The organism is Oerskovia enterophila (assembly GCF_001692445.1).
Lineage (GTDB): Bacteria > Actinomycetota > Actinomycetes > Actinomycetales > Cellulomonadaceae > Oerskovia > Oerskovia enterophila.
The window spans coordinates 74,369-92,983 of record NZ_MAQA01000012.1 but is presented as its reverse complement, the minus strand read 5'-3'; the positions used below and the strand labels follow the sequence as shown (position 1 = coordinate 92,983).

General features: G+C 71.7%; 19 protein-coding genes. 7 read left to right on the top strand and 12 right to left on the bottom strand.

The window, feature by feature from the left end:
* Positions 1-124: 124 nt before the first annotated feature.
* Entirely contained in the window at positions 125-1,195 is a 1,071-nt protein-coding gene (locus OERS_RS07065) for a LysR family transcriptional regulator (RefSeq protein ID WP_083201284.1), read from the top strand.
* Positions 1,196-1,249: 54 nt separating this feature from the next.
* Here OERS_RS07065 and OERS_RS07060 read toward each other — a convergent pair whose 3' ends face one another.
* Both OERS_RS07060 and gltX read right to left on the bottom strand, forming a co-directional pair.
* Positions 1,250-2,086, bottom strand: coding sequence for an HAD family hydrolase (locus OERS_RS07060; RefSeq protein WP_322788284.1), 837 nt, complete (start codon positions 2,084-2,086; stop codon positions 1,250-1,252).
* Positions 2,083-3,672, bottom strand: a complete 1,590-nt coding sequence (gene gltX / locus OERS_RS07055) for a glutamate--tRNA ligase (RefSeq protein ID WP_083201283.1) — start codon at positions 3,670-3,672, stop codon at positions 2,083-2,085. Before gltX ends, OERS_RS07060 begins: the two co-directional genes overlap by 4 nt.
* Between gltX and glsA the strand changes: the two genes are divergently transcribed.
* On the top strand, positions 3,671-5,071 hold the full coding sequence (gene glsA, locus OERS_RS07050) for a glutaminase A (RefSeq protein ID WP_068625252.1): 1,401 nt from the start codon (positions 3,671-3,673) through the stop codon (positions 5,069-5,071). The genes gltX and glsA overlap by 2 nt on opposite strands.
* Before the next feature lie 90 nt (positions 5,072-5,161).
* Here glsA and OERS_RS07045 read toward each other — a convergent pair whose 3' ends face one another.
* Both OERS_RS07045 and OERS_RS07040 read right to left on the bottom strand, forming a co-directional pair.
* A complete protein-coding gene (locus OERS_RS07045; protein WP_056648194.1) occupies positions 5,162-5,944 on the bottom strand; it encodes a fumarylacetoacetate hydrolase family protein in 783 nt (260 codons plus the stop codon).
* Positions 5,945-6,087: 143 nt separating this feature from the next.
* Positions 6,088-6,897 carry a class I SAM-dependent methyltransferase gene (locus tag OERS_RS07040; protein WP_056648269.1) on the bottom strand — a complete coding sequence of 270 codons (810 nt, stop codon included), beginning with the start codon at positions 6,895-6,897 and terminating at the stop codon, positions 6,088-6,090.
* Between the two features lie 267 nt (positions 6,898-7,164).
* Here OERS_RS07040 and OERS_RS07035 point away from each other — a divergent pair, with 267 nt between their 5' ends.
* Complete coding sequence (locus tag OERS_RS07035; RefSeq protein WP_068625251.1) at positions 7,165-8,478, top strand: heparan-alpha-glucosaminide N-acetyltransferase domain-containing protein; 1,314 nt, start codon at positions 7,165-7,167, stop codon at positions 8,476-8,478.
* Entirely contained in the window at positions 8,475-9,482 is a 1,008-nt protein-coding gene (locus OERS_RS07030; protein WP_068625250.1) for an aldo/keto reductase, read from the top strand. The genes OERS_RS07035 and OERS_RS07030 overlap by 4 nt, the downstream gene beginning before the upstream one ends.
* A 1-nt stretch (position 9,483) precedes the next feature.
* Here the strand turns inward: OERS_RS07030 and OERS_RS07025 are convergent, their stop codons facing one another.
* Positions 9,484-10,284, bottom strand: coding sequence for a hypothetical protein (locus OERS_RS07025; protein ID WP_068625249.1), 801 nt, complete (start codon positions 10,282-10,284; stop codon positions 9,484-9,486).
* Between the two features lie 208 nt (positions 10,285-10,492).
* On the opposite strand from OERS_RS07025, the gene OERS_RS21485 reads away from it, so the two are divergent.
* The 3 genes from OERS_RS21485 to crcB are packed head-to-tail and all read left to right on the top strand — an operon-like array spanning position 10,493 to position 11,834.
* Positions 10,493-11,011, top strand: coding sequence for a universal stress protein (locus OERS_RS21485; RefSeq protein WP_068625248.1), 519 nt, complete (start codon positions 10,493-10,495; stop codon positions 11,009-11,011).
* Positions 11,011-11,460 carry a fluoride efflux transporter FluC gene (locus OERS_RS07015; protein ID WP_068625247.1) on the top strand — a complete coding sequence of 150 codons (450 nt, stop codon included), beginning with the start codon at positions 11,011-11,013 and terminating at the stop codon, positions 11,458-11,460. Before OERS_RS21485 ends, OERS_RS07015 begins: the two co-directional genes overlap by 1 nt.
* Complete coding sequence (gene crcB, locus OERS_RS07010) at positions 11,457-11,834, top strand: fluoride efflux transporter CrcB (RefSeq protein WP_056648207.1); 378 nt, start codon at positions 11,457-11,459, stop codon at positions 11,832-11,834. The genes OERS_RS07015 and crcB overlap by 4 nt, the downstream gene beginning before the upstream one ends.
* A 113-nt stretch (positions 11,835-11,947) precedes the next feature.
* Here the strand turns inward: crcB and OERS_RS07005 are convergent, their stop codons facing one another.
* From OERS_RS07005 to OERS_RS06975, 7 genes are all read right to left on the bottom strand, one after another.
* The gene (locus tag OERS_RS07005; protein ID WP_056648210.1) at positions 11,948-12,835 is read right to left on the bottom strand and encodes an urea transporter; all 888 of its coding nucleotides are present in this window, start codon (positions 12,833-12,835) and stop codon (positions 11,948-11,950) included.
* 139 nt (positions 12,836-12,974) lie between these two features.
* Positions 12,975-14,039, bottom strand: a complete 1,065-nt coding sequence (locus OERS_RS07000; RefSeq protein ID WP_083201280.1) for an urease accessory protein UreD — start codon at positions 14,037-14,039, stop codon at positions 12,975-12,977.
* Positions 14,036-14,671: an urease accessory protein UreG gene (ureG, locus tag OERS_RS06995; protein WP_056648213.1), complete on the bottom strand. Its 636-nt coding sequence runs from the start codon at positions 14,669-14,671 to the stop codon at positions 14,036-14,038. The genes OERS_RS07000 and ureG overlap by 4 nt, the downstream gene beginning before the upstream one ends.
* Positions 14,672-14,756: 85 nt before the next feature.
* The gene (locus tag OERS_RS06990) at positions 14,757-15,437 is read right to left on the bottom strand and encodes an urease accessory protein UreF (protein ID WP_231907726.1); all 681 of its coding nucleotides are present in this window, start codon (positions 15,435-15,437) and stop codon (positions 14,757-14,759) included.
* A gap of 38 nt (positions 15,438-15,475) precedes the next feature.
* On the bottom strand, positions 15,476-17,200 hold the full coding sequence (gene ureC / locus OERS_RS06985; RefSeq protein ID WP_068625246.1) for an urease subunit alpha: 1,725 nt from the start codon (positions 17,198-17,200) through the stop codon (positions 15,476-15,478).
* A complete protein-coding gene (locus OERS_RS06980) occupies positions 17,200-17,616 on the bottom strand; it encodes an urease subunit beta (protein ID WP_068625245.1) in 417 nt (138 codons plus the stop codon). Before OERS_RS06980 ends, ureC begins: the two co-directional genes overlap by 1 nt.
* 78 nt (positions 17,617-17,694) lie before the next feature.
* The gene (locus OERS_RS06975) at positions 17,695-18,450 is read right to left on the bottom strand and encodes a hypothetical protein (protein WP_139107729.1); all 756 of its coding nucleotides are present in this window, start codon (positions 18,448-18,450) and stop codon (positions 17,695-17,697) included.
* Between the last annotated feature and the right edge of the window lie 165 nt (positions 18,451-18,615).

Here is an 18,615-nt window from a genome sequence, read left to right as displayed (position 1 = left end):
GGGTATAAGCGACAGCGTCCGGGGTGGGGGTGTCGAGGTCGGTCGTGGGGGTCATGCTTCCACCGTGCCGCGACGAGAACGGCGCCGGAAGGCCTACCTGGCGACCGAGCCATAGGATGAAGCTATGGCCGAGACCGCCCCGCAGCACCTCCCGAACACCCTTCCCCCGCGCCGGGACCGGACGTCGCTGGGCCTCCTGGAGCTGCTCGTCGCGACCGACAGCCACGGCTCGATCAGCGCCGCCGCACGAGCGCTGGGCATCTCCCAGCCCAGCGCCTCGGCCGGCATGCGGCGCCTCGAGAAGCACCTGGGGCTCGAGCTCGTCGCACGCTCGACGCGCGGCGCCCGCCTCACCGAGACCGGGCGCGCGACCGCGACCTGGGCTCGCGAGGTCATCGACGCCTCGGACCGCTTCGAGACGTCGGCCGCGGCGCTGCGCGAGGCCCCCTCGGCCCGGATCCGCCTGGCGGCCAGCCTGACGATCGCCGAGTACCTCGCCCCTCGCTGGCTCGCGACGCTCGCGCTCGACGGTCTGACCCCGGTGCCCGGGTCCGGGGCGGCGACCGGTCCGGTGTCGGGACCGGGCGGCTCGTCGGAGCAGCGCGGCTCGTCGGCGGCCGCCCGAGGGCCCGCCTCCCCCGACGTCGAGCTGCTCGTGCGCAACTCCCGGACCGTCATGGAGCTCGTGCTGTCGGACGACGCCGAGCTCGGCTTCATCGAGAGCTCGACCCTGCGTCGGGGGCTGCGCAGCCGCACCCTGGCCCACGACGAGCTGGTCGTGGTCGTCGCGGCGACGCACCCGTGGGCCGGGCGGCGACGGCGTACCGCGACGGTCGAGGAGCTGGTGACCGGTGGGCTCGTCGTCCGCGAGCGCGGCTCGGGAACGCGCGAGACGCTCGAGAAGTCGCTCGTGGCGGCCGGCGCCCGCCTCCCCGACCACCTGCCCTACCTGGGCTCGACCGCGTCGCTCAAGACCGCGGTGCAGTACGGCGGCGCGGTCGCCGTGCTGTCCCGGCTGACGGTCGCGGACGACCTTGCTCGCGGCACGCTCGCAGAGATCCAGGTGCCCGGTCTCGACCTCTCACGGCGGCTGCGGATGGTCTGGAAGGACGGCACCGAGCTCTCGGCGGCGGCCCGACGGATCGCGGCGGTCGCGGCCGGGAGCGCCGGAGCGCCGCGCTCGAGGACCGTCTGACAGGTCACGGGCCAGCGATCAACCTCACCGCGACACCGGCAGGGGCCCGACCGGTCAGCGCCCCGCGAGCACCAGGTCGCCGACCTCGTCGAGCGTCGCCACGACGTGCACCCCCGCCGCGCGCGCGGCCTCGGGGTCCTCCTCGTGCGGGCCACCACGCCGGGTGCCGGGACGGTCGATCCACACGCCCGTCAGACCTGCGACGGCCGCGGCCCGCGCGTCGACGTCGAGCTCGTCGCCCACGTAGACCGTGCGCGCCGGGTCCGTGCCCAGGCGCGCGCACGCCTCGAGGAACACCCGCGGGTCCGGCTTGCCGAAGCCCAGGGTGTCGACGCCCACGAGCATGGGCACGTCCGAGAGCCCCGACCGGGCCAGCTTGTCCGTCTGGAGCGCGACCGACGCGTTGGAGAGCGCGCCCACCTTGACCCCTGCGGCGGCGAGCCGCCCGAGGACCGGTGCGGCGTCGTCGTGCGCGCGCCAGCTCTCCTCGAACGTGCCCCAGAAGACCGTCTTCCACGCCGCGTACCCGTCCTCGTCGAGGACCGCACCGCCGAACGTCTCCTGCAGCTCGTTCGCACGCAGCATGCGCTGCCCGTCGAACGTCAGCTCGCCGCGCGTGTACGCGCGGTACCAGCCGTGCGGGTCGCTCCGCCAGAGCGCGAGGACCTCGCCGTACCGCTCGACCGGCAGGTGGGGCAGGTGCACCGCACACACCGCGTCGATCGCGAGCGCGAACGCGCCGCGGGTGTCGACGAGCGTGTCGTCGACGTCGAACAGGACCCCGTCGACACCGTCGACAGCACCGCCGGGCGCGACGTCCCCCGCGAGGGGAGCGACGCCGTCGGGAAGCGAGGGCAGCACCGCGCCGGGCGACGGCTCGGACGCGGTCACAGCGACGCGCGCAGCGCCCGCAGACGCGCCAGGGCGGACTCCTTGCCGAGGATCTCCATCGACTCGAACAGCGGCGGCGACACGCGTCGACCCGTCACGGCCACGCGCAGCGGCGTGAACGCGAAGCGGGGCTTGATGCCCATCTCCTCGACCAGGACGGCCTTGAGCGCCTCCTGGATCGGGTCCGTCGAGAAGTCGTCCAGGGCGTCGAGCACGCGGAGCGCGGCGTCGAGCACGGCCGAGGCCTCCTCGCGCAGCGCAGCGCGCGCCTCGTCCTCGACGGGCACCGCGTCGTCGGCCACGAACAGGAAGCCGAGCATGCCCTTGGCCTCGCCGAGCAGGACCATGCGCTCCTGCACGAGCGGCGCGCCCGCCGTGACGAGCGCCTGGTGCTCGGCCGAGAGGTCCGCGAACGAGTCGGCCGGGACGAACCCGCCCTGGTGCAGGTACGGGACCAGGCGGTCGCGGAAGTCCTCGGGGGCCAGCATGCGCAGGTGCGTCGCGTTGATGGCCTCGGCCTTCTTCAGGTCGAAGCGGGCCGGGTTGGGGTTGACGTCGGCGACGTCGAACGCCGCGACCATCTCCTCGACCGAGAAGATGTCGTTGTCCGCGGAGATGCTCCAGCCCAGCAGCGCGAGGTAGTTGAGCAGCCCCTCGGGCGTGAAGCCGCGCTCCTTGTGCAGGAACAGGTTCGACTCGGGGTCGCGCTTGGAGAGCTTCTTGTTGCCCTCGCCCATGACGTAGGGCAGGTGGCCGAACTGGGGCACGACGTGCGCGACGCCCAGCTCGAGCAGCGCGCGGTACAGCACGACCTGGCGCGGCGTCGAGGACAGCAGGTCCTCGCCGCGCAGCACGTGCGTGATGCCCATCAGGGCGTCGTCGACCGGGTTGACCAGCGTGTACAGGGGCTGGCCGTTGCCGCGCACGATCACGTAGTCCGGGACCGAGCCCGCACCGAACGAGATCTCGCCGCGCACCAGGTCCGTGAACGCCACGTCCGTGTCCGGCATGCGCATGCGCAGCACGGGCTCGCGGCCCTCGGCGCGGAACGCCGCCTTCTGCTCGTCGGTCAGCGTGCGGTCGAACCCGTCGTAGCCCATGGCCTTGGGGCGACCGGCCGCGACGTTGCGCGCCTCGATCTCCTCGGGCGTCGAGAAGGACTCGTACGCGTAGCCGCCCTCGACGAGCCGGCGGATGACGTCCTGGTAGATGTCACCGCGCTGCGACTGGCGGTAGGGCTCGTGCGGGCCGCCGACCTCGACGCCCTCGTCCCAGTCCATGCCGAGCCAGCGCAGCGCCTCGAGGAGCTGCTGGTAGCTCTCCTCGGAGTCGCGCGCGGCGTCGGTGTCCTCGATGCGGAAGACGAACGTCCCGCCCACGTGCCGGGCGTACGCCCAGTTGAACAGCGCCGTGCGGATGAGGCCGACGTGCGGCGTACCGGTGGGCGACGGGCAGAAGCGGACGCGGACGGGCGAGGAACCAGGTGCAGGGATCACGTCCCACAGCCTATCGCCGCTGGGTCCCGGGGACCGTGCGCGGCCCGTCGCCGGGCACCCAGCACGCCCCGCGGGCACAATCGCGTACATGTCCTCCTCCCCGCAGCCCACGCCCGACCCGGGCCGCACCGGTGCGAGCGAGCTCATCGCCGACGCGCTCGCCGCGGTCCACGAGGCGTTCCGCGACCTCGACGAGGGCACGGTCGCGACGTACATCCCCGAGCTCGCCACGGCCGACCGCTCGCTGTTCGGCGTGGCCCTCGCAGGAGTCACGGGCAGCATCTACACCGCGGGCGACGCCGACTCCCCCTTCACCATCCAGTCGCTGTCCAAGCCGTTCGTGTTCGCGCTGGCCCTCATGGACCGGGGACTCGCCGAGGTCCTCGAGCACGTGGGTGCCGAGCCGAGCGGCGAGGGGTTCAACTCGATCCGCCTGGACCCTGCCACGGGGCGCCCGCCCAACCCCATGGTCAACGCGGGCGCGATCGTCACGACGTCCCTGGTCCGCGGGGACTCCGAGGAGGAGCGCTTCGCACGCATCCTCGACCTGCTCGGCGCGTTCGCGGGGCGCCCGCTCGACGTCGACGGCCGCGTCTACGTGAGCGAGTCCGAGACGGGAGACCGCAACCGCGCGATCGCCTACCTCATGCACAGCGCCGGCTCGCTCACCGCGGACGTCGAGGCCACGCTCGACACCTACTTCCGCCAGTGCTCGGTCCTGGTCACGGCCCGCGACCTCGCGGTGATGTCGGCGACGCTCGCGAACGGGGGCGTCAACCCGGTCACGGGCGAGCGCGTGGTCGACGAGGTCGTGACCGAGTGGGTCCTGGCCGTCATGGCCACGAGCGGCATGTACGACTACGCGGGCGAGTGGCTGCTGCGGGCGGGACTGCCGGCCAAGAGCGGCGTCTTGGGCGGGCTCGTGTCGGTGGGCGTGGGGCAGTTCGGCCTGGGCCTGTTCAGCCCGCCGCTCGACGCGCGCGGCAACAGCGTCCGCTCGGTCGCGGCCGCGCAGGAGATCTCGCGGCAGTTCGACCTGCACCTCATGCACCGCCCCGACCGCGACGTACCGACGCTCTACCGGAGCACGCGTGCCGACCGGCTGCGCCAGCTCGCGCACCGCACGCCCTCCCAGCTCCGCCGGCTCCGCGACCTGGGCTCGGCGATCTCGGTGCGGGCAGTCCAGGGCACGGTCGAGTTCGCGGCCGCCGAGACCATCCTGCGCTCGGTCGACGAGCTCCCCTCGCCCCTGCCGAGCGGCGAACGATGGCTGATCCTGGACCTGCACCGCACCTCGCGCGTCGTGACGCTCGGTGCCCAGCTCCTGCGCGGGCTCGTCGCACGCCTGCAGGGGCAGGGCGTGCACGTCGTGGTGGTCGACCCGTTCGAGCGCGGGTTGCTGCCCGGGGTCGACCAGGAGCTGACGACGTTCGAGGACGCGCAGCGCTGGTGCGAGGACCGGCTGCTCGAGGCGGCACGGGCCGCCTGACCCGGGGCGCTCGACCGGGCCGACGCCCGTCGTGGGCCGAGAGAGGGCCGCCGTCCCGCGAGGAACGACGGCCCTCCGGCCCCACGACGGTCAGTTGCGGCGGACCACCGGGTTCGCCAGCACGCCCAGGCCCTCGACCTCGCACTCGACGCGGTCGCCCGCCTCGATGCGGCCCACGCCCGCGGGCGTGCCCGTGAGGATGACGTCGCCCGGGAGCAGCGTGAACGCCTCGGAGATGTACGACACCAGGTACGGGATGTCGAAGATCATGTCGCGCGTGCGGCCGTCCTGGCGGATCTCGCCGTTGACGCGCGAGCGCACCGCGACGTCGTCGATGTCGAGGTCGGTGTCGATCCACGGGCCGAGCGGGCAGGCCGAGTCGAAGCCCTTGGCGCGGGCCCACTGGCCGTCGGTGCGCTGGGCGTCGCGTGCGGTCACGTCGTTCGCGATCGTGTAGCCCAGGATGTACGACGCGGCATGCTCGGGGCTCACGTCCTTGGCCATGCGGCCGATCACGACCGCGAGCTCGGCCTCGTAGCTGACCTCCTCCGAGAAGTCGGGCAGCACGATGGGGTCGTCCGGACCCACGACCGAGGTGTTGGGCTTGAAGAAGATGAGCGGCGACGTCGGGACGTCGTTGCCCATCTCCGCGGCGTGGGCCGCGTAGTTCCGGCCGACCGCGACCACCTTGGAGCGCGGGATCACGGGCGCGAGGAGGCGGACGCCGTCCCCGAGCTCGATCCGTTCGCCCGTCGGCAGGACGGGCATGTAGAGGGGGTCGCCGTTGAGGACGGCGAGATAGGTCTTGCCCGCCTCCTCCTGCACGAGGGCGTAGCGGGGGTCTTCTCCGGTGGTGAATCTGGCGATGCGCACGAGCCCAGCCTACCGACGAGAAGGCCGCGGTCCCCTGGGCGGGGGTCCGCGGCCTTCTCGTGGTGGTCGTGGTGGCGCGTGCGGCGCGTCGCGCCTGCGGTTCGTCAGCGTGTCCGTCGCAGCGGCGAGGCCCGACGGCGGCGCTAGGCCCGGGCGAGCACCTCGCCGTTGAGGACGGCGAACCATCCGGCGGGCTCCTCGGCCCAGCGCAGCCACTCCTGCGCGAGCTGCTCGAGGGCGACGTCGTCCGCGAGCGCCGACTCCTTGGCCTGGACGGCGAAGTTGGAGGCGATGCAGCGCTCGGCCCACAGGCCGCCCCACCAGGCGCGGTCGGTGGGGGTCGAGTAGCACCAGACGCCGGCGGACGGCACGATCCCGGCGGGGTCGAACCCGGCCTCCTGGACCCAGGCGAGGAGGCGACGGCCTGCGTCGGCCTGGTAGCCGTAGGCGTGCGTGACCTCGTGGTAGAGCTCGTTCCACTCGGTGAGGCCCGCGGACTCGGGGTACCAGGTCATGGCGGCGTAGTCGGCGTCGCGCACGGCGACGAGGCCGCCCGGCTTGGCGACGCGCTTCATCTCGCGCAGCGCGGCGAGCGGGTCGGAGAGGTGCTGGAGGAGCTGGTGGGCGAACACGACGTCGAACGTGTCGTCCGCGAACGGCAGCTCGTAGGCGTTGGCCTGCTGGAACGAGACGTTGCTCAGTCCTGAGCCGGCGGCGAGCTCACGGGCGCTGTCGAGCACCGCGGCCGAGGCGTCGACACCGATCACGGTGCCTCCGGGCACGTGCCGCGCGAGGTCGACGGTCACGGTCGCGGGACCGCAGCCGACGTCGAGGATCGAGTGGTCGGGGCGCAGGTGCGGCAGGAGGAACCCGGCGGAGTTCTCCGCGGTGCGCCACCGGTGCGAACGCAGGACGGACTCGTGGTGGCCGTGGGTGTACGACTCGGACTCCATGCTGGGAGTGCTGCCCAGGGCCCCGGTGGGGGCATCGGGTGCGTGGGTGTCGGGCGAGGCGTCGACGGTGACGTCCTGGTCCGGCGTGGGGGTGTGGGTCATGCTTGCACGGTAGAACGCTTCCACGGTTCCCACAGCCCCGTTCTCACATCATGGGCGGTGGAGGGTCGGGGTGCGGGTCGCGGGTCGTCGCGAGGCCCGGTCGGGCGCCCCCGCGGCCGGTGCGTCCTGCACGTGCGAGCCGGCTCCGGGGGGCAGGATTCTCCCGTGAGCACCCCCGCGGCCGACCTGTCCCTCCCGAGCCTCGCGACGCCGTCGGGCGGGTTCTGGCGGCGGCACGCCGACCTTCTCCTGCCCGCGGGAGACCGCGTCCCCGGGGTGGACCTGGCGCGCGGGCTCGCGATCCTCGGGATGTTCGCGGCGCACGTGGGCGTCACGTCGGACGACTTCTCGACCGGGGAGGGCTGGCTCTCCCTGGTGCACGGACGGTCCTCGATCCTGTTCGCGGTGATCGCGGGCGTCTCGCTCGCGCTGGTCTCGGGGCGTCGCGCCCCGCTGTCGGGGGTCCCGGCGCTCCAGGCGCGCACGCGCATCCTGGTGCGGGCCGTCCTGCTCCTCGCGCTCGCGGGACTGCTCGACCTGCTGGGCACCCCGGTCGCGCTGATCCTGGGCTTCTACGCGGCGTACTTCGTCCTGGCGCTGCCGTTCCTGCGGTGGTCGCCGCCGCGGCTCGCGGGTCTCGCGCTGGTGGTGGCGGTCCTGGGCCCACCGGTCGCGTACTGGTGGCCCGAGATCATGCTGCGGGCCGAGCTCTGGCTGCCGATGGACGGCTCGGGCGCTCTGACGGACTTCCTTCTGACGGGCACGTACCCGGCCCTCGTGTGGATGGCGTTCGTGCTCGCGGGGCTCGCGGTCGGGCGGCTCGACCTGGCCTCGCGCCGTCTGCAGGTGTCGTTGCTCGGGGGCGGCCTCGTGACGTCGTTCGCCGCCTACATGGCGTCGGCGCTCGTCACGGGCAGCTGGCTGACGGCGGTGCTCGCGGGGAGCGGCCCGACGGCACTGATCGAGCAGCAGGCCGCGGACGCGTCGGGCATCTACCAGCCCGAGCCGCTGCCGTGGTCCGCTCCCCTGCCGACGCCCGAGTACCTGTGGCTCGCGGGGCCGCACACGAACACGACCTTGGAGGTCCTGGGATCGGGTGGGTTCGCGCTCGCGGTCCTGGGCCTGTGCCTCCTGCTGGGATCGAGCCGTGCGGTGCTGCGCGTCCTGGCCCCGCTCGCAGCCGTGGGGTCCATGGCGCTGACGGTGTACTGCCTGCAGGTCCTCGCTATCTGGGCGTGGGAGGACCAGCTCATGAGCGCGACCGGCAACGGCGAGCTCGCGCTGCTCGTCGTGGCGAGCCTGGTCTTCGCGACGGTGTGGCGCTGGGCGCTGGGGCGCGGTCCGCTCGAACGGTTCGTGGGCTGGGTGGCCGGGCGTGCGGCGTCGATCCCCGCGGCACCGGCACCGGATCCCACCAGCCGGGACGACGGCCCGACGGCGCCGCCCACCCCGCGAGGCGACGTACAGTCGGGCGCATGACGACGTCTTCACCCATCGCCCCTGTCCGCCCCGAGGTCCGTCGCCTCGGCTCGTCCGGCCTCGCGGTCTCCGCGATCGGCCTGGGCTGCAACAACCTGGGCCGCCCGCGCACCGCGACCGAGACCCTCGAGGGCTCGACGGCCCTGATCGACGCCGCTCTCGACGCGGGCATCACGTTCTTCGACGTCGCGGACGTCTACGGCGCGCGCCCCGGCCTGAGCGAGGAGCTGCTCGGCAAGGCGTTGGGCAGCCGCCGCGACGACGTGGTGGTCGCGACCAAGTTCGGCATGCCCATGCACGGCGCGAACGGCGAGGACTTCCGGGCACGCGGCTCGCGCCGGTACGTCGTCAAGGCCGTCGAGGCGTCGCTGCGGCGCCTCGGGACCGACTGGATCGACCTCTACCAGTTCCACACGCCGGACAAGCGCACGCCCGTCGAGGAGACGCTGTCCGCGCTCGACGACCTGGTCCGCGCGGGCAAGGTCCGCTACGTGGGGCACTCGAACCGTGCGGGGTGGCAGATCGCCGACGCCGAGTACCAGGCGCGCCTGGCGGGAACCGTCCGCTTCGTGTCGGCGCAGAACCAGTACAACCTGATCGACCGCGAGGCCGAGCTCGAGGTCCTGCCCGCCGCGAAGGCGTACGGGCTGGGCGTGCTGCCGTTCTTCCCGCTCGCGAACGGCCTGCTGACGGGCAAGTACGCGGACGGCACGGGGCCCGACGACGGCCGCCTGGTCCACAGCAAGCCGCACCTCCTCGAGTCCGCGCCCTGGCAGGCGCTGAAGGCGCTCCACACGTTCGCGCGCGAGCGCGGCGTGACCGAGGTCGAGGTCGCGTTCGGGTGGCTGCTGGCCCAGCCGCAGGTGTCGAGCGTGATCGCGGGAGCGACCCGGCCCGAGCAGGTCGCCCAGAACGCCCAGGCCGGCGCCTGGGTCCCGTCGGCCGACGACCTCGCGGCCCTCGACGCGATCTTCCCGCCGGCCCGCAAGGTGGCCCCGTTCTAGGTCAGGACGCGAAGGGCGCTTCGACGTCGACGTAGAGGCTGCTGACCCGGAACGTCACGGCGCGCTCCAGGGCGGCCAGGGCCGACGGCTTGTCGAAGTCGAACACCTGGAGCTGGGCGCTCTCGCCCGGGGGCACCACGACCTCGGTCGCGGCGCCCCACAGGAGCACGTCGCCCGCGGCGTCCAGCGCGTGGATCTCGAAGGCCAGCACGTGCTCCTCCTCGTCGAGGTTGGTGATCGTCACGGGCAGCCCGGCGTCCTCGGCGCGCGTGCCGTCGTCGCTCAGGTGCCCCGTGGGATCGGCGGCCGAGAGTGCGAGGTACTCGGGGACCACGACGCCGGTGCCGAGCACGAGGGCCGTGTCGCCGGTCGCCGCCGGGGGCTCGGCCGGGAGTCCCGTCGAGGTCGGTGCGGGCTCCTGCTCGTCGAGCACGCCACCTGCGGACGGTTCGTCACCCGCCCCCGCGCGAGCGGGGGTCGTCCCGTTCCCCGCGACGAGCAGCGTCACCGCGACGACCAGCACGACCAGCCCCCCGACGGCGGCGGCGACCGCGAGCACCTGCCGACCGCCCGCCGACCGGCGGTCCTGGACCATGCCGACGACGGCCAGTGCGACAGCCACGGTCGCCGGGACCACGGCGAGGACCCGGAGCGCTGGGAGGAAGCACAGCGGGATGGCGAGCACCACGAGCAGCACGGCTGCGAGGGGGGCCAGGCTCGGCGCTGCGGGCGCGGACGGGGCCGCGGGAGCGCCCCGGTCGAGCGTGCTGCCCGGGGAAGCGCTGCGGGACTGGTCGGACATGCGTCTCCTCGGAGGAAGGTCGATCACGAGAGGCGGCACCACCCCTGCCTGGCGCCGCGACCGGTCGACTGCTCCGCGGCGGGACCATTGTGCCGAAGAACCAGCACCTGGGAGGACACGACCGCTCGCCGGGACGCGATCCGCTCTCGATCCTGCGCCCGCAGCACCTCCTCGGGCATGCCCTCCGCTTCCGACCTACCCTCGAAGCATGGGAGAGAACACGGGGCTCGACCCGCAACCAGTCGTCCTCGGCGTTGCCCCCGGGCAACCCGACCACATCCTCCACGACGCGGCGCGCTTCGCGACGCAGTTCGGCACCGAGCTGATCTGCGCGCACGTGAACGCCGGTCGCTTCGCGGTGTCGGAGGACTCGGCCGGGGCAGTGACGTCGGCCCCGATCGACCCGGACTACCACGACGAGCGCGAGGACGAGTTCGACCCTGCGCTCGCGGCCCGTCTCGCCGCGGTGCTCGACCCGAGCGGTGTGCGCTGGAGCACGAGGCTCCTGGTCGGGGACACCGCCGATGCGCTGGCCCACCTCGCCGAGACGGTCGACGCGGCGATGATCGTCGTGGGCACGCACGAGCGCGGGTTCGGCGGGGGCGTCCAGGAGTTCTTCAACCGCTCGATCGCGGTCCACCTCGCGCACCGGCAGAACCGGCCCGTGGTGGTCGTCCCGGCCCGAGCCCCCGGGGTCGAGTCGCCGCTGCCCTGGGTGACGCGCTGATGGCCGCCGCGACGAGGCCCAGCTACCTGCGCTGGGCCTCGATCGGTCTCGTCATGATCGGAGGAGCGTTCGGCGCCGCGGGGCGCGAGGGCGTCTCGCTCGCGGTCCCCGACATCGACCAGCTGCCCATCGCGATCCCGATCGTCAACATCGTCGGAGCGTTCCTGCTGGGCTACCTCTACGAGGCCGTGGCCCGCCGCCTGCCGGGCGACCCGCGTGGGCCCCGGCTCAAGCTGCTCCTCGGGACCGGCTTCTGCGGCGGCTTCACGACGTACAGCTCGCTCGCGACCGACACCGCGGTCCTGCTCGACAAGTCGCGCGTCGACCTGGCCCTCGTCTACGTCCTGGCGACCGTGCTGATCGGTGCGGTCGCGACGTTCGCGGGGATCGTCGTGGCGACCAAGGTCAACGCCCAGAAGCAGACAAGCGACGAGGGGACGGCGCGATGACGCTCGGCATCTTCCTCCTCCTCGCGATCGCCGGTGGCCTGGGAGCCGGGACGCGCTTCGTGGTCGACGGGCTGATCCGCTCGAAGGTCAAGACGGCCTTCCCCTGGCCCACCGCGATCATCAACATGTCGGGCTCGCTCGTCCTGGGCGTCCTGACCGGCCTGGTCGTGAGCAAGATCGCCTCGACCGACGTCAGCGCCGTGATCGGCACGGGCTTCCTGGGCGGGTACACGACGTTCAGCACCGCGAGCTACGAGGCCGTCCAGCTCATCAAGCAGAAGCGCTACGGGACGGCGTTCGCCTACTCGATCGGCATCCTCGTGGTGTGCGTCGCGCTCGCCTACGTGGGCTACCGCTGGGGCGCCTCGCTCTGAGGAGCCCGTCCGTCGCCGTCGGGCAGGTGCGAGAACTCCCGTCACGCCCGACGGCGGCGCTCCCCTTCTCGGGGAGCGCCGCCGTCAGGCCGTGCGTGCTGTGAGAACGCCGCTCAGGACCGCTTGAGCGCCGGGACGAACGCCGCGATGATCAGGAACACCCACGTGGTGAGGATGTAGGGCCACGTGTAGACCGGGCCGCTCGTGAGGTCGTGCATCAGGAGCGTGACCGCGGCCGTCGCGACCGTGCCGATCAGCGCGTAGACCCAGGACGCGGTCGTGCTGCGCAGGAAGACCACCGCGAGCGCGATCGCCGTCAGGACGCCCGAGTAGCCCTCGAGCCCGTTGGCCGTGTTCTGCAGGTTCTCACCGAACGCCAGGGCGCACAGGCTCCCGACGACGCTGCCCATGACGGCCGCGAGGCCCACCTTCCACGAGGCGACGAACAGTCCCAGCAGGATCAGCGCGCCGCCCCACAGGCTGTTGACCAGCACGACCTCCGACACGTTGGTCAGCAACGAGCGGAAGAATGCCGTCGTGGTGTCGTCGGCCACGTGCGTGCCGGCCGAGGAGACGTGCAGGCTCGTGGTGGTGACGTACATGATCCCGGCGACCGTGCAGAACGGGGCCGTGGTGGCGGGCAGCGCGAACCGCTTGAGCGGCTCGGTACCGAACAGCCAGACGAAGAACCACGTCACCGGGGCGCACAGCAGGCCACCGATGAGCGCGACCACGTACGACCACGCCTGGTCGCCGCCCATCGCCGCGAACACCGCGGCACCGACCAGCGCGCCGCAGAAGCCCTGCAGGCCCATCTCGACGTTGTCCGCGCCGACCTTCATCAGGTAGCCCGCGGCCGTCGAGGCGACCGTCCCGACGACGACCAGCAGGGCCATGCGCCAGTCCGCGACCACGAAGGCCGCGAGGATCAGCAGACCCGTCCAGACGTTCTTCTGGAAGAAGATCTGCGACAGGCCGTGGGCCAGGGAACCGGCAGTCACCGCCGCCGCGTTCGAAGGTGCTGTCGCTGCGTTCGTCGCTGACATGTCATCTCCCTGCTGGTCGGGTGTCGGGTCGAGCGGTCGGTGGGGCGGGGACGTCCTGGGTCAGGAGGGACGAGGCCTTGGCGTTCATGGGACCTCAGCTCTTCCGGATCAGCGGAGCCTCGACCCCCGTGAGGAGCAGGCGCACCGCCTGCCAGGCCGCGGTGTTCGCGTGAGCCACCGCCTCGGTGTCGTCCCCGACGATCCGCACCCAGACGCCCGTGTCCCCCGGCAGGGCGCTCACTCCGAGGAACAGGTCCTCCTCGAACCGTTCGGCGAGCACCGAGTGCAGCAGGTCGGCGAGCTGGGCCGCAGGGGCGAGAGGCGTGAGCACGTAGAGCATCGACAGCACGTCCCTGTCGCCGAGCACCGCGAGGCCACCGGTCTGCCCGTCCTCGGGCGTGAGCCGCACGCGGTCGAGCGCGACGATCAGCCCGTCCGGTCGCCGGACCTCGAAGTCCGAGGCGAAGACCGTGTACCGGTGCCGCTCGTCCCGTGCCAGTCGGCCCGCGAAGACCGTCTCCCCTGCCACGAGCGTGGCCGACTCGTCGAGCCTGACCCGCGTCCGCTGGTAGAGCCGGGAGTCGGCGAACGGGATCACGGGATCAGGCAGGTACTCGGCGTAGGCGCCCGCACCGACCTCGATGTTGGTCTGGGCGACCGCGTAGTCGTGCTCCATCCGGTACACCTTGGTGTGCGCCGACGTCGTGACGTGCGCGGACGTCCCCGGACCGAACGTGAGGTCCGTCCGGAGCCGGTCACCCTGGAGGATGCCCCCACCCGTCGACATGAGGTACGTGTACGGCATGTCGGGGCGAAGCGGGTCGTAGTACAGCGGACGCATGATCTGGAGCGGCGACTTCTGGTAATGGTGGACCACCTCGGTGCCGCGTTCGTTCTTGCCGAACTCGATCTCGAGGAGCCCCACCTTGCCCGGGCTGCCCGTCGCCAGCGTGTCCGGGGTGCTGCTGTGCTGGAGGACCTCCCGCGGGACACGGTCCGGCTCGTAGTGCGTGGGCTGGAGGCGATAGCCGCCGTAGGCGTCCGCGCTCGTCCACGAGTCCCCTCGAGGGCCCGCGGGTCCCGGCGAGCCGGTCGGCTCGCCGGGCACCGCGTGCAGGGGTGCCGCTTCCGGCACGTCGGTCACGAGCTCCGCACTCATCCGACGAGCGCGCTTCGTCGGCCGTTCCACAGCGTGAAGATCTGCTCGTACAGCTCGTCGAGCCCCTGCCCCGTCAACGAGTTGGTGAGCACGACGGGCTTGCCGTCGCGGACCCGTCGCGCGTCCGACTCCATGACCCCGAGGTCGGTCCGCACGTACTGCGCGATGTCGATCTTGTTGATCACCAGGATGTCCGACTCCGTGATACCCGGACCCCTCTTGCGGGGCATCTTCTCGCCCTCCGAGGTGTCCAGCACGAAGATGAACACGTCCGCGAGCGAGGGCGAGAAGGTGAGCGTCAGGTTGTCGCCCCCCGACTCGTAGATCAGCGTGTCGACCTCGGGGAACTTCTCGAGCATCTCCGCGCCTGCCGCGAGGTTCATGGTCGGGTCGTCGCGCACCGCGGTGTGCGGGCACGCCCCCGTCTCGACGCCCACGACCCGCTCGGGGTCGAGGATCCCCGCGAGCTCGCGTCGCACGTGCTGCGCATCCTCCTGCGTGTAGATGTCGTTGGTGATGACGGCCGGCTGACGCCCGGCCGCGAACAGCTTGGGCACCAGCGCCTCCGTGAGAGCGGTCTTGCCCGAACCCACCGGTCCGCCGATGCCGATCCTCAGGACGTTCTCGCTCATTCGACTGCCTCGTCTTTCTCGTCTGCCTGTATCTCTTGTCTACGTCTCGTCCGACGCCCTGTCCACGGTTCCTCGCGGACACCGCTCAGCTGGCGAACAACCGCGCCTCGGCACGCTCGTGCTGTGCCGACATCACGTCGGCGAGAGGCACGCACCCACCCATGTCCGTCAGGTCTCGCGTCACCGCATCGGCTGTCGCGGCCTCGATGACCGGCCCGACGGCGTGCAGGACCACCTGTGCGTGCCGGTGGTCCGTGAGACGCAGGCGAAGTGCCGCGCCCACGAAGCTCACCGCGAACGCGAACATGTCCGACGCCACCGCCTGCTCGGTGCTCACGCGGGTGCCGGCGTACGCGACCGCGGTCGCGACGGGCTGACATCCCGGCGTCTCCTTGGCCGTGATCCGTCGCCCCCACTCCTCGAGCTCCGGCCCTCCGATCGCCTCACGGGCGATGTCGGTGAGCTGGTGCCCGCTGCGGACCGAGGCCTTGCGCATCTCGGCGTTGAGCTTCGAGGCGAAGAGCATCTGGTCCACCTCCTGGACCCGGTCCCAGTCGGCGTCCATCGCCGCCTCGTGGGCCCGGGCGAGCGCTGTCGCGTCGCCCGGGCCCACGGAGTGCAGCAACAGACCCGTGAGCAGCCCCTCGACGTCTCCGCGGTCGACCAGGCGCGCCTGGCTGAACCCTTCCAACCCGTGCGACATCGTGTAGAAGCCGCTCGGGAAGGCCGAGTCCGACAGCTGGAGGCTGACGAGGAGGGCACTCACGTCGGTCCTCGTCCGGGCCGTCTCGATCATGACCATCCTCAGGCGAGGAAGAAGAGCTGGGTCATGGGCAGGGACTCGGCCGGCTCGATGTGCGCGGGCTTCCCGTCGAACGTCACCTTGTACGTCTCCGGGTCGACCTCGATCACGGGGGCGACGTCGTTGCGGACCATGTGCTCCTTGCCGATCGCGCGGCAGCGGCGCACCGGCAGGACCTGGCTCTTCAGGTCGAGCTGCTCGGGGACGCCCTTGTCGATCGCGGCCTGGGACATGAACGTGATGCGGGTCTTCTGCAGCGCCTGCCCGAACGCGCCGAACATCGGCCGGTAGTACACGGGCTGGGGCGTGGGCAGCGACGCGTTCGGGTCGCCCATGAGGGCCCAGTTGATGAGCCCGCCCTTGACGACGACCTTGGGCTTCGCGGCGAACGAGTCGACGGGCCACAGCACGATGTCGGCCATCTTGCCCGGCTCGAGCGACCCGATGTAGTCCGAGACGCCCTGCGTGATCGCCGGGTTGATGGTCACCTTCGCCAGGTAGCGCAGCACGCGGAAGTTGTCGTTGTCCCCGGTCTCCTCGGGCAGCGGGCCGCGCACCGCCTTGTTGTGGTGTGCGGTCTGGAAGGCACGCGTCACCGACTCACCGATACGCCCCATGGCCTGGGAGTCGGAAGAGAACATCGACAGGACGCCCTCGTCGTGCAGGACGGTCTCCGCGGAGATCGTCTCGGCGCGGACACGCGAGTCGGCGAACGCGACGTCCTCCGGGATGTCGTGCGACAGGTGGTGGCACACCATGACCATGTCGAGGAGCTCGTCGACCGAGTTCACGGTGTACGGCAGGGTCGGGTTGGTCGAGGACGGCAGCACGTTGGGGTACCCGGCGGCCCTCATGATGTCCGGTGCGTGCCCACCGCCTGCCCCCTCGGTGTGGTACGTGTGGATGGTGCGGCCGTCGATCGCCGAGATCGTGTCCTCGACGAAGCCCGCCTCGTTGAGGCTGTCGGTGTGGATCGAGACCTGGACGTCGTACGCGTCGGCCACGGTCAGCGCGTTCCGGATCACCGCCGGGGTCGCGCCGAAGTCCTCGTGCACCTTGAGCGACGAGGCTCCGGCCTCGATCTGCTCGATGAGCGCCTCCGGCAGCGACCCGTTGCCCTTGCCGTGGAAGCCCATGTTGACGGGCATCTCCTCGGCGGCCTGGATCATGCGGTGCAGGTGCCATGCGCCGGGGGTCGTGGTCACGCCGTTCGTCGCGTCGGTCGGCCCCGTGCCGCCACCGAAGAGCGTCGTGATGCCGTTCGAGAGCGCGGCCTGCGCCTGCTGCGGCGAGATGTAGTGCACGTGGGAGTCGATCGCCCCGGCGGTCGCGATGCAGTGCTCACCGGCAAGGACCTCGGTCGTGGCGCCGACCACCAGCCGCGGGTCGACGCCGCTCTGCAGATGAGGGTTGCCCGACTTGCCGATACCGGCGATCTTGCCGTCCTTGACCCCGATGTCGCCCTTGATCACGCCGAGGACGGGATCGAGGATGATGGCGTTGGTGATGACCAGGTCGAGCGCACCCTGAGCGCTGGTGGCCTGCGGGTCGGCGGCCATGCCGTCACGGGCGGTCTTGCCACCGCCGTACACGACCTCGTCGCCGTAGTGGCCCTCGTTGTAGTCCTTCTCGATCTCGATCACGAGGTTCGAGTCGGCGAGGTGCACCTTGTCGCCGGTGGTCGGACCGAACAGGTCCGTGTACTGCTTGCGGGAGATGATGGCCATTACTTCTTCCCCTTCTTCGCAGCTCCGGAGGTCCGCGCTGCCGGCTTGCCGTCCTTGAACTGTCCCTCGGTCATACGCACGATCGAGTCGATCCGGGTCTGCTGCGAGTCGAGCCCACCGTCGACCAGGTTGTTGAAGCCGACGAGGTGACGCGCCCCGGAGAAGGCCGTCAGCGTGACCTCTCGAGTGTCGCCTGGCTCGATACGCACGCCGGTGCCGGCGGGGATGTCCAGGTGCATCCCGTACGCCTTCTCCCGCTCGAAGAGCAAGGCACGGTTCACCTCGAAGAAGTGGAAGTGCGAACCGATCTGCACGGCGCGGTCACCGGTGTTGCTCACCTTGAGCGTCACCGTCTCCCGGCCCGCGTTGATCTCGATGTCCTCGTTGGTGTGGTGGTACTTGGGGCTACCTAGCATCGTTCTTCCCTCCACTTGCTGCTGTTCGCGTCGGGGTGCTGCCTGTCGACGCAATGACCAGACGGTCTCGGCGACCGCTCAGTGACGATGTGTGAGTACCTCGTCGTTGGAGGCGCCGTGGGCTGCAGGTGCCTCGTGATGCTTGCTGTCGTGCCCGTGCGCGCTGTTCACCGGGGCGTGCGTGGGCTCCCCTCCGCCATGCGGGTGCGGGTGCGGGTGGGGATGCGGGTGGGCATGACCGCCCTGGCTCTCCTCGAACGCGTGGGAGTGCGCGTACCCGTGACCGTGGTCGGCGAGCAACCCTGTCTCGATGCCGTCGTGCCCGTGGCTCAGGCTGTGCTCGGCGGCAGCGAGCCGCTGCCGGACGACCTGGAGGATCGCCTGCTCCGACATGAGCGGACCGTAGAACCTGGCCCTCGCGAGCTCACCGCTCCCCCACGGCGCGGAGCTGGTCCTGGCGAATCCGGCCGGGACCACGACGGACTCCTCCGAGCCCAGCAGCCGGGCACGACGCACCGCGTCCGCGACGTCGCCGTCCTCCTCGACGCATGCGACCTCGACCTCGAGTCCCGCCCCGTGCGTCCGCACCAGGTGCGCCACGCGGTACAGCTCCGCATCGTCGAACGGGTTCGACGCCCGGGCCGTGATCACGAGGGCCGCCCCGGGTCGGTGCTTGGCCGTCTCGGTAGCGGCCTTGCGGAGCCACGCGATCAGGTGGTCGATCGTCCCGAAGTCGTCGCACAGGACAACTCGGCCCGCACCGTCCCCCGTGCTCAGCCACTTGAGGGTCTTGGCCACGTCCGCGACCATCGTCGGGTTCCTGCCGAACGTCATGGGCAGTACCGCGACCGGTGCGTCCCCGGAGGTGAGCAGTGCACTCACCGTGTTGTGCAGGACGCGCCCCGCCGGCGAGACGACCGCACCGGGCAGTGCGTCCCGGAGGAATCCGAGGTCAGCCCCGTCGTCGCTCTCGTGCCCCCCGACGACGACCAGCCGCGC

Bases quoted from the DNA above. Each gene is read 5' to 3' on its own strand.
- crcB (WP_056648207.1), top strand. From the start codon at position 11,457: ATGACGCTCGGCATCTTCCTCCTCCTCGCGATCGCCGGTGGCCTGGGA.
- OERS_RS07040 (WP_056648269.1), bottom strand. From the start codon at position 6,897: ATGGAGTCCGAGTCGTACACCCACGGCCACCACGAGTCCGTCCTGCGT.
- OERS_RS21485 (WP_068625248.1), top strand. From the start codon at position 10,493: ATGGGAGAGAACACGGGGCTCGACCCGCAACCAGTCGTCCTCGGCGTT.
- glsA (WP_068625252.1), top strand. From the start codon at position 3,671: ATGTCCTCCTCCCCGCAGCCCACGCCCGACCCGGGCCGCACCGGTGCG.
- OERS_RS06980 (WP_068625245.1), bottom strand. From the start codon at position 17,616: ATGCTAGGTAGCCCCAAGTACCACCACACCAACGAGGACATCGAGATC.
- OERS_RS07025 (WP_068625249.1), bottom strand. From the start codon at position 10,284: ATGTCCGACCAGTCCCGCAGCGCTTCCCCGGGCAGCACGCTCGACCGG.
- ureC (WP_068625246.1), bottom strand. From the start codon at position 17,200: ATGGCCATCATCTCCCGCAAGCAGTACACGGACCTGTTCGGTCCGACC.
- OERS_RS07065 (WP_083201284.1), top strand. From the start codon at position 125: ATGGCCGAGACCGCCCCGCAGCACCTCCCGAACACCCTTCCCCCGCGC.
- ureG (WP_056648213.1), bottom strand. From the start codon at position 14,671: ATGAGCGAGAACGTCCTGAGGATCGGCATCGGCGGACCGGTGGGTTCG.
- OERS_RS07030 (WP_068625250.1), top strand. From the start codon at position 8,475: ATGACGACGTCTTCACCCATCGCCCCTGTCCGCCCCGAGGTCCGTCGC.
- OERS_RS07000 (WP_083201280.1), bottom strand. From the start codon at position 14,039: ATGAGTGCGGAGCTCGTGACCGACGTGCCGGAAGCGGCACCCCTGCAC.
- OERS_RS07015 (WP_068625247.1), top strand. From the start codon at position 11,011: ATGGCCGCCGCGACGAGGCCCAGCTACCTGCGCTGGGCCTCGATCGGT.
- OERS_RS06975 (WP_139107729.1), bottom strand. From the start codon at position 18,450: ATGACGTTCGGCAGGAACCCGACGATGGTCGCGGACGTGGCCAAGACC.
- gltX (WP_083201283.1), bottom strand. From the start codon at position 3,672: ATGTACGCGATTGTGCCCGCGGGGCGTGCTGGGTGCCCGGCGACGGGC.